Source organism: Alkalihalobacterium alkalinitrilicum (assembly GCF_002019605.1).
GTDB lineage: Bacteria > Bacillota > Bacilli > Bacillales > Bacillaceae_F > Alkalihalobacterium > Alkalihalobacterium alkalinitrilicum.
The window spans coordinates 5501263-5508547 of record NZ_KV917368.1; the positions used below are offsets into that span (position 1 = coordinate 5501263).

At 37.6% G+C, this 7285-nt stretch carries 6 protein-coding genes; all 6 read left to right on the forward strand.

Annotation, left to right across the window (positions count from 1 at the left end; genetic code table 11):
* The first annotated feature begins 188 nt into the window (after positions 1-188).
* The 6 genes from dpaA (at position 189) to BK574_RS26670 (ending at position 7143) form a co-directional block, all read left to right on the forward strand.
* Positions 189-1073 (forward strand): dipicolinic acid synthetase subunit A, encoded by an 885-nt coding sequence (dpaA, locus tag BK574_RS26645; protein ID WP_075385698.1) that lies wholly within the window; start codon positions 189-191, stop codon positions 1071-1073.
* A 15-nt stretch (positions 1074-1088) separates the two neighbouring features.
* Entirely contained in the window at positions 1089-1682 is a 594-nt protein-coding gene (locus BK574_RS26650; RefSeq protein WP_075385699.1) for a dipicolinate synthase subunit B, read from the forward strand.
* A gap of 182 nt (positions 1683-1864) precedes the next feature.
* The gene (gene asd / locus BK574_RS26655) at positions 1865-2914 is read left to right on the forward strand and encodes an aspartate-semialdehyde dehydrogenase (RefSeq protein ID WP_075385700.1); all 1050 of its coding nucleotides are present in this window, start codon (positions 1865-1867) and stop codon (positions 2912-2914) included.
* A gap of 13 nt (positions 2915-2927) precedes the next feature.
* Positions 2928-4172, forward strand: coding sequence for an aspartate kinase (dapG, locus tag BK574_RS26660; protein WP_078430740.1), 1245 nt, complete (start codon positions 2928-2930; stop codon positions 4170-4172).
* Between the two features lie 37 nt (positions 4173-4209).
* Entirely contained in the window at positions 4210-5076 is an 867-nt protein-coding gene (dapA, locus tag BK574_RS26665; protein ID WP_075385702.1) for a 4-hydroxy-tetrahydrodipicolinate synthase, read from the forward strand.
* A gap of 399 nt (positions 5077-5475) precedes the next feature.
* A complete protein-coding gene (locus BK574_RS26670; RefSeq protein WP_075385703.1) occupies positions 5476-7143 on the forward strand; it encodes a ribonuclease J in 1668 nt (555 codons plus the stop codon).
* The last annotated feature ends 142 nt before the right edge of the window (positions 7144-7285 follow it).

Here is a 7285-nt window from a genome sequence, read left to right on the forward strand (position 1 = left end):
ATGGAATTTTAATACACACTAAATATTCACCCATTTTACATGAAATACATATGCTAGTTGTGAAATGACAATGGTTAATACTAATAAGTTAAAGGAATGGAACGATCTAACATAAGATTATCGCTATGTAAGTAATTTGGAATGACTTCTGATGGAAGTTTATTTTAATAGGAAAGGGGAGGGACGAAATGCTCACAGGAAAGCATATTGTTATCGTGGGCGGGGATGCTCGGCAATTAGAAATTATTCGAAAGCTGTCTACACTAGATGCCCAAATTTCAATGGTTGGTTTTGAACAACTTGATGATGGTTTTGTAGGGACAACAAAAAAGCAATTAGATGAAGTTGATTTTGACACTGTAGATGCCTTATTATTACCCGTTAGCGGAACTGGTCCCCAAGGAGAAGTGGAAACCATTTTCTCCAATGAAAGTATAAAAATAACAAAAGATATTCTTAAAAAAACGCCAGATCATTGTGTAGTTTATACAGGAATTACAAATGATTATTTGAACCAAACGGTTAAAGCTGCAAACCGTAACTTAGTAAAATTACTAGAACGTGATGATATAGCTATTTATAATTCAATTCCTACTGTTGAAGGTACGGTTATGATGGCAATCCAACATACAGACATAACCATTCATAGTTCAAAGGTGGTTGTTATTGGGTTTGGTCGAGTAGGTATGTCCGTTGCAAGGACATTTGCGGCATTAGGTGCAGATGTCAAAGTAGGAGCGAGAAATTCAAGCCATATTGCTAGAATTACGGAGATGGGCTTTAAACCGTTTCTGACAACAAATCTCGTAGACCATGTGTCAGATGTAGATATTTGTATTAATACAATTCCAACCTTAATTGTATCTGCGAATGTTATAGCTCAAATGCCTTCAAACTCGTTAATTATCGACCTTGCATCTAAACCTGGTGGAACTGATTTTCGTTATGCAGAAAAAAGAGGAATAAAAGCGTTACTCGCTCCAGGTCTACCAGGTATTGTTGCTCCAAAAACAGCTGGTCAAATTTTAGCTAACGTCTTGGCGACGTTATTAAAAGAACAAGAGAAAAAATAGAAGGAGGACATGGTCATGTCATTAAAAGGAAAGCACATCGGCTTTGGATTAACCGGTTCTCATTGCACGTATGATGAAGTTATACCCCAAATGAAAAAGCTTGTAGAAATGGGTGCGAAAGTGACTCCTTTCGTAACACATACAGTTGCTTCAACTGATACTAAGTTTGGAAAAAGTGAAGAATGGATTCAAAAAATAAAAGATATTACTAAAGAAGAAATTGTGGATTCAATGCCAAAAGCTGAGCCATTTGGCCCTAGTACACCATTAGATTGTATGGTGATTGCTCCAATGACAGGGAATTCTACTAGTAAATTTGCAAATGCTATGACGGATTCTCCAGTATTAATGGGGGCTAAGGCTACACTCCGCAATGGAAAACCAGTTGTGCTAGCTATTTCTACAAATGATGCACTAGGGTTAAATGGAGTAAATATCATGCGATTAATGGCCACAAAAAATATATACTTTGTTCCATTTGGGCAAGATAATCCAACGGTAAAACCTAACTCACTTGTAGCGAGAATGGAAGCATTACCTGAAACTATTGAGTCTGCCATTGCTGGTAAACAATATCAACCGGTTTTAGTGGAAAAATTCAGAGACTAGTCCTATAGGGTTGTTGCTAAAAAAATAAATTTCCCTTAAAGTTGAATAGGAAACGCTTGAGTGATACTGTCATTTAAGCTAGGGTATGTTAAAATAGATTTCATCAATATGACTTCTTATTATTTGGTGAGTGATTAAAACATCCACTATTAAACTACGAATCTTGAAGGGAGATAGGCAACATGGCAGTTGAAAAAGGATATCATATAGCAGTGGTAGGAGCAACGGGAGCAGTAGGACAACAAATGTTAAAAACATTAGAGGAAAGAGATTTTCCAATTCAATCGGTTAAACTACTTTCTTCTAAGCGTTCAGCAGGAAAGAAGATCGTTTTTAAAGGTGAAGAAATTACAGTTGAAGAGGCAACACCAGAAAGCTTTGAAGGGGTTCAACTTGCGTTATTTAGTGCAGGTGGGTCAGTATCTAAAGCGCTAGCTCCAGAAGCAGCAAAACGTGGAGCGATCTGTGTTGATAATACAAGTGCATTCCGTATGGACGAAAATGTTCCACTAGTTGTGCCAGAAGTTAATGAAGAAGATTTACGACTTCACAAAGGAATTATTGCAAACCCAAATTGTTCAACAATTCAAATGGTAGTTGCTCTTGAACCGTTACGTGAAAAATATGGTATTAATAAAGTTGTTGTTTCAACTTATCAAGCCGTATCAGGTGCAGGACTTAATGCGATAAATGAAATGAAAGATCAAACAAAAGCAGTATTAGAAGGAAAAGAAGTGACTCCAGAAATCCTACCTGTAGGTGGAGATAAGAAGCATTATCAAATTGCATTTAATGCGATTCCGCAAATCGATAAGTTCCAAGACAATGGATTTACTTTTGAAGAAATGAAAATGATAAATGAAACGAAAAAAATTATGCATCTACCTGAGCTAGAAGTAGCGGCTACTTGCGTTCGTTTACCAGTAGAAACAGGACATTCAGAGTCCGTTTACGTTGAAACAGAAAAAGGTGGAGCAACCGTTTCAGAAATTAAAGAATTATTAGGATCAGCGGCAGGGATTACGTTACAAGACGATCCAGCAAATCAAGTATATCCGATGGCTATTGATTGCGTTGGAAAAAATGATGTATTCGTTGGTAGAGTTCGAAAAGACTTAGATCGTGATAATGGCTTCCATATGTGGATAGTGTCAGATAACCTTCTTAAGGGAGCAGCATGGAACTCAGTTCAAATCGCAGAAAGCTTAGTGAAGTTACAATTATTGAAATAAGAGTAGGTGTCCTATGAAGGTAATTGTACAAAAGTTTGGTGGTACGTCTGTTAAAAATGAAGAAGTACGTCGGATGGCTGCACGACATGTACAGAAATCTGTAAATGATGGTTATAAAGTAGTTGTCGTTGTATCAGCAATGGGTCGTAGTGGCGACCCTTATGCTACTGACACGCTACTTAATCTTATTAATAAGAAAACAGTACCAAAAAGAGAGCAAGATCTTTTGTTATCTTGTGGGGAAATCATTTCTTCAGTCGTTTTTACAGATTTACTTAGTAGTTATGGTGTTACTGCAAAAGCAATGACTGGAGCTCAAGCAGGTTTTCGTACGAATGAAGATTTCTCTAGTGCTAAAATTATTGAAATGAAATGTGAAAAACTAATGAAAACCCTAGAAAAAGTAGATGCAGTGGTTGTAGCTGGTTTTCAGGGACAATCAAAAACAGGTGAAATTACAACACTAGGTCGTGGTGGAAGTGATACTTCAGCTACAGCAATAGGTGCCGCGCTTGGAGCAGAATGGGTCGATATTTTTACAGATGTAGAAGGTGTAATGACAGCAGACCCTCGCATTGTTGAGGGAGCTAGGCCTTTATCTGTTGTTACGTATAATGAAATTTGTAATATGGCCTACCAAGGTGCAAAAGTAATTCACCCAAGGGCAGTCGAAATTGCCATGCAAGCTAAAATCCCCATTCATATTCGCTCTACTTACTCGGATAGTAAAGGTACACTTGTAACTTCAATGGTAGGAGACCAGCAAGGCCAAGATGTGCAAGATCGTTTAATTACAGGTATAGCACACTTGGCAAAAGTAACTCAAATTAAAGTTCTTGCAAAAGAAGGCCAATATGACCTTCAGGAAAAAGTTTTTAAAGCAATGGCGAATGAAAGAATTAGCGTAGATTTTATCAATATTAATCCATTAGGAGTCGTTTATACGGTAATGGAGGAAGTAGCAGATCGGGCAGTAGAGGTATTAGAACAAATGAACTACGAACCACAAGTTACTCGCAGATGTGCTAAAATCTCCGCAGTCGGTGCAGGGATGACAGGAGTTCCAGGAGTAACAGCAAAAATTGTAGCTGCACTTTCAAAAGAAAATGTACAAATATTACAGTCAGCAGATTCACATACGACCATATGGGTGCTCGTAAAAGGTGAGGACATGGTAAAAGCAGTAAATGCTTTACATGACATGTTTCAGTTAGAGAAGGAAAGTATGTTTGCATCGAGTACTTCAGAAGAAGAATGATACTGTATTGTAGCTACAATTTAAGGAGTTGAACAAAGTGAACTTTGGTCGGGTCTTAACAGCGATGGTTACTCCTTTTGATGAAAAGGGTAATATAGATCTTCACAAAACCGAATTACTTGTTGAAAACTTGATTAGAAATGGGTCCGATGGTCTCGTAGTTGCAGGTACAACAGGTGAATCACCGACGTTAACGAAAGAAGAAAAGCTGACACTATTTCGGACAGTCGTAAAAACTGTGAATGGAAGAGTCCCAGTTATTGCTGGAACTGGGACCAATGATACAAGAGCTTCCGTTGAATTAACGAAAGAAGCTACACTACTCGGGGTTAATGGAATAATGGCAGTTGCCCCTTATTATAATAAACCTTCACAACAAGGGATGATTGAACATTTTAAAGCAATTGCTAATTCCACAACATTACCTATAATGCTTTATAATATTCCAGGGCGATCTGTTGTCAATATGACGGTTGATACGATTGTTGAACTTTCAAAAGTGAGCAATATCGTGTCTGTCAAAGAAGCTAGTGGTGATTTAGAACAAATGGCTGCAATAATTGACAAAACAAATAACGATTTTACGTTGTACAGTGGAGATGATAGTATAACGCTACCATCATTGGCCATCGGTGGAAACGGTGTGGTGTCTGTTGCCTCCCATATTATTGGGAATGAATTACAGGAAATGACTGAAGCTTTTCTATCAGGTAATATCAATAAGGCCGCTAGCCTTCATCGTAAATACCTACCTATTATGAAAGGCTTGTTTTTAACTCCCAATCCAACAAGTGTAAAAGTGGCTCTTCATTTAAGAGGGTTAGATGTGGGGAGTGTCAGACTCCCGCTCGTTTCGTTAACAAAAGAGGAAAGAGAAAGATTATACGAAATTTTAAACAGTTGAACCAATGGTTCAGCTGTTTTATTATACCAATTTTTCTAGATACATCTTGTTTTCTAATTAAGATTTAAGTTATACTACATACAAGTGATTAGTTCGGGTAAATTTTAATGGCAACTGGAAATGAACCGTATAATGGCAAAGGGCACGCCGTAATTTTTAAAAACTAACAAATGGACATGTATTGTGTTTAAACGATTGTATGTACGAAAATGACTAATGGAACAAGGTTTAATTCATAGAAATAGAACAAAAAAATAAAGGAAATACCTACCTTATCTACGACGAGTTTTCATTGCAGGAAGGTAGGGTCATTCCTAATGTTAAAAAAGCCTTATTTAGTCGTAAAACTAAAAAAAATTTAGTAATTATATTTTATTGTTGTATTAGGAGGAACATGAATTGTCAAAAGTAAATACAGAAAAAATTCGAGTTTTTGCCTTAGGGGGAGTCGGCGAAATAGGCAAAAATATGTACGTAGTAGAAGTGGATGACGACATCATTGTTATCGACTCTGGTTTAATGTTCCCAGATGATGATATGTTAGGTGTCGATATTGTTATTCCAGACATCTCCTACCTAGTAGATAACGCTGACCGTGTCCGTGCCATTGTCCTAACTCATGGTCATGAAGACCATATTGGTGGATTGCCATATATTTTACAAAAATTAAAAGTACCCGTGTATGGAACGAAATTAACACTTGGATTAGTAGAGGCAAAACTTCGTGAAGCTGGAATATTTACGTCAACAACACTAAAGTTAATCGATAATAATTCAGAAATAATGATCGGCTCAACACAAGTATCTTTTTTTAGAACTAATCACAGTATCCCTGATTCAGTAGGAGTTGTAATACAAACAGGTCATGGTGCCATTGTTCATACAGGAGATTTTAAGTTTGACCAAACCCCTGTAGATGGGAAACATGCAGAAATTGGAAAAATGGCTGCGCTTGGTAATCAAGGTGTACTTTGTTTATTATCCGATAGTACGAATGCGGAACGCCCTGGACACACACTTTCAGAAACAAGTGTTGGACAGGGGATTGCAGATGTTTTTCAAAATTCAACGAACAGAATTATCGTTACTACTTTTGCTTCCAATGTGCATCGAGTTCAGCAAGTTATTCAAGCTGCAGCAAAGGCAAAACGTAAAGTAGCCATTGTTGGTCGAAGTATGGAGAAAGTGATTTCGATAGCTAATGAACTAGGATATTTAAAAGCTCCTGATGATCTTTTTATCGAGATAGATCAAATAAAAAAATATCGTCCTGACCAAGTGGCAATTATTACAACAGGAAGCCAAGGCGAGCCGATGAGTGCTCTTACTCGAATGGCCAGAGGAGCGCATCGACAAATTACGATATCGAGTAACGATACAGTTATGATCGCTGCTTCCCCAATACCAGGTAATGAAAAGTCGGTGTCAAAGATTATTGATCAACTCTACCGAATTGGTGCAGATGTTGTTTATGGACATACAAAAGTCCATGCATCTGGTCATGGTAGTGCAGAAGAGTTAAAATTAATGCTCAACCTAATGAAGCCGAAATATTTTGTTCCTATTCATGGGGAATACCGTATGCAAATTGCTCATCGTGATCTAGCTTTAGAAGTCGGGATGAATAATTCAAACATTTTCCTCCTAGAAAAAGGAGAAGTAGTCGAAATTCAAGACGGTTCAGGTAGAAAAACAGGTAAAGTTCCATCTGGAAACGTGTTAATTGATGGTTTAGGTGTTGGTGATGTCGGAAATATCGTTTTACGTGATCGTCGGCTTCTTTCCAAAGACGGGATACTAGTTGTTGTTGTTACGTTAAACAAAACGAGCGGTGAAATCATATCCGGTCCTGACATTATTTCTAGAGGATTTGTATATGTAAGGGAATCAGAAAAGCTTTTAGAAGAAGCAACTAATATGGTACAGCAAACCTTAATAAAGTGTGTTACGGAAAATGTAAATGAATGGTCTTCACTTAAAAGCAGTATTAGAGAAGTGTTAAGTCGTTACTTATTTGAAAAAACAAAGCGTAGACCTATGATCTTACCAATTATTATGGAAGTATAACACTAAAGGAGCGGATTTTCCGCTTCTTTTTTTTAGTGCGCCCAGCATGGGTGCAATCTATAGGGTGAAAGTCCCGAACTGTGAAGGCAGAAGTAGCAGTAGCTTAACGCAAGGGTGCCTGTGGTGACGCAGGATCTGAAGG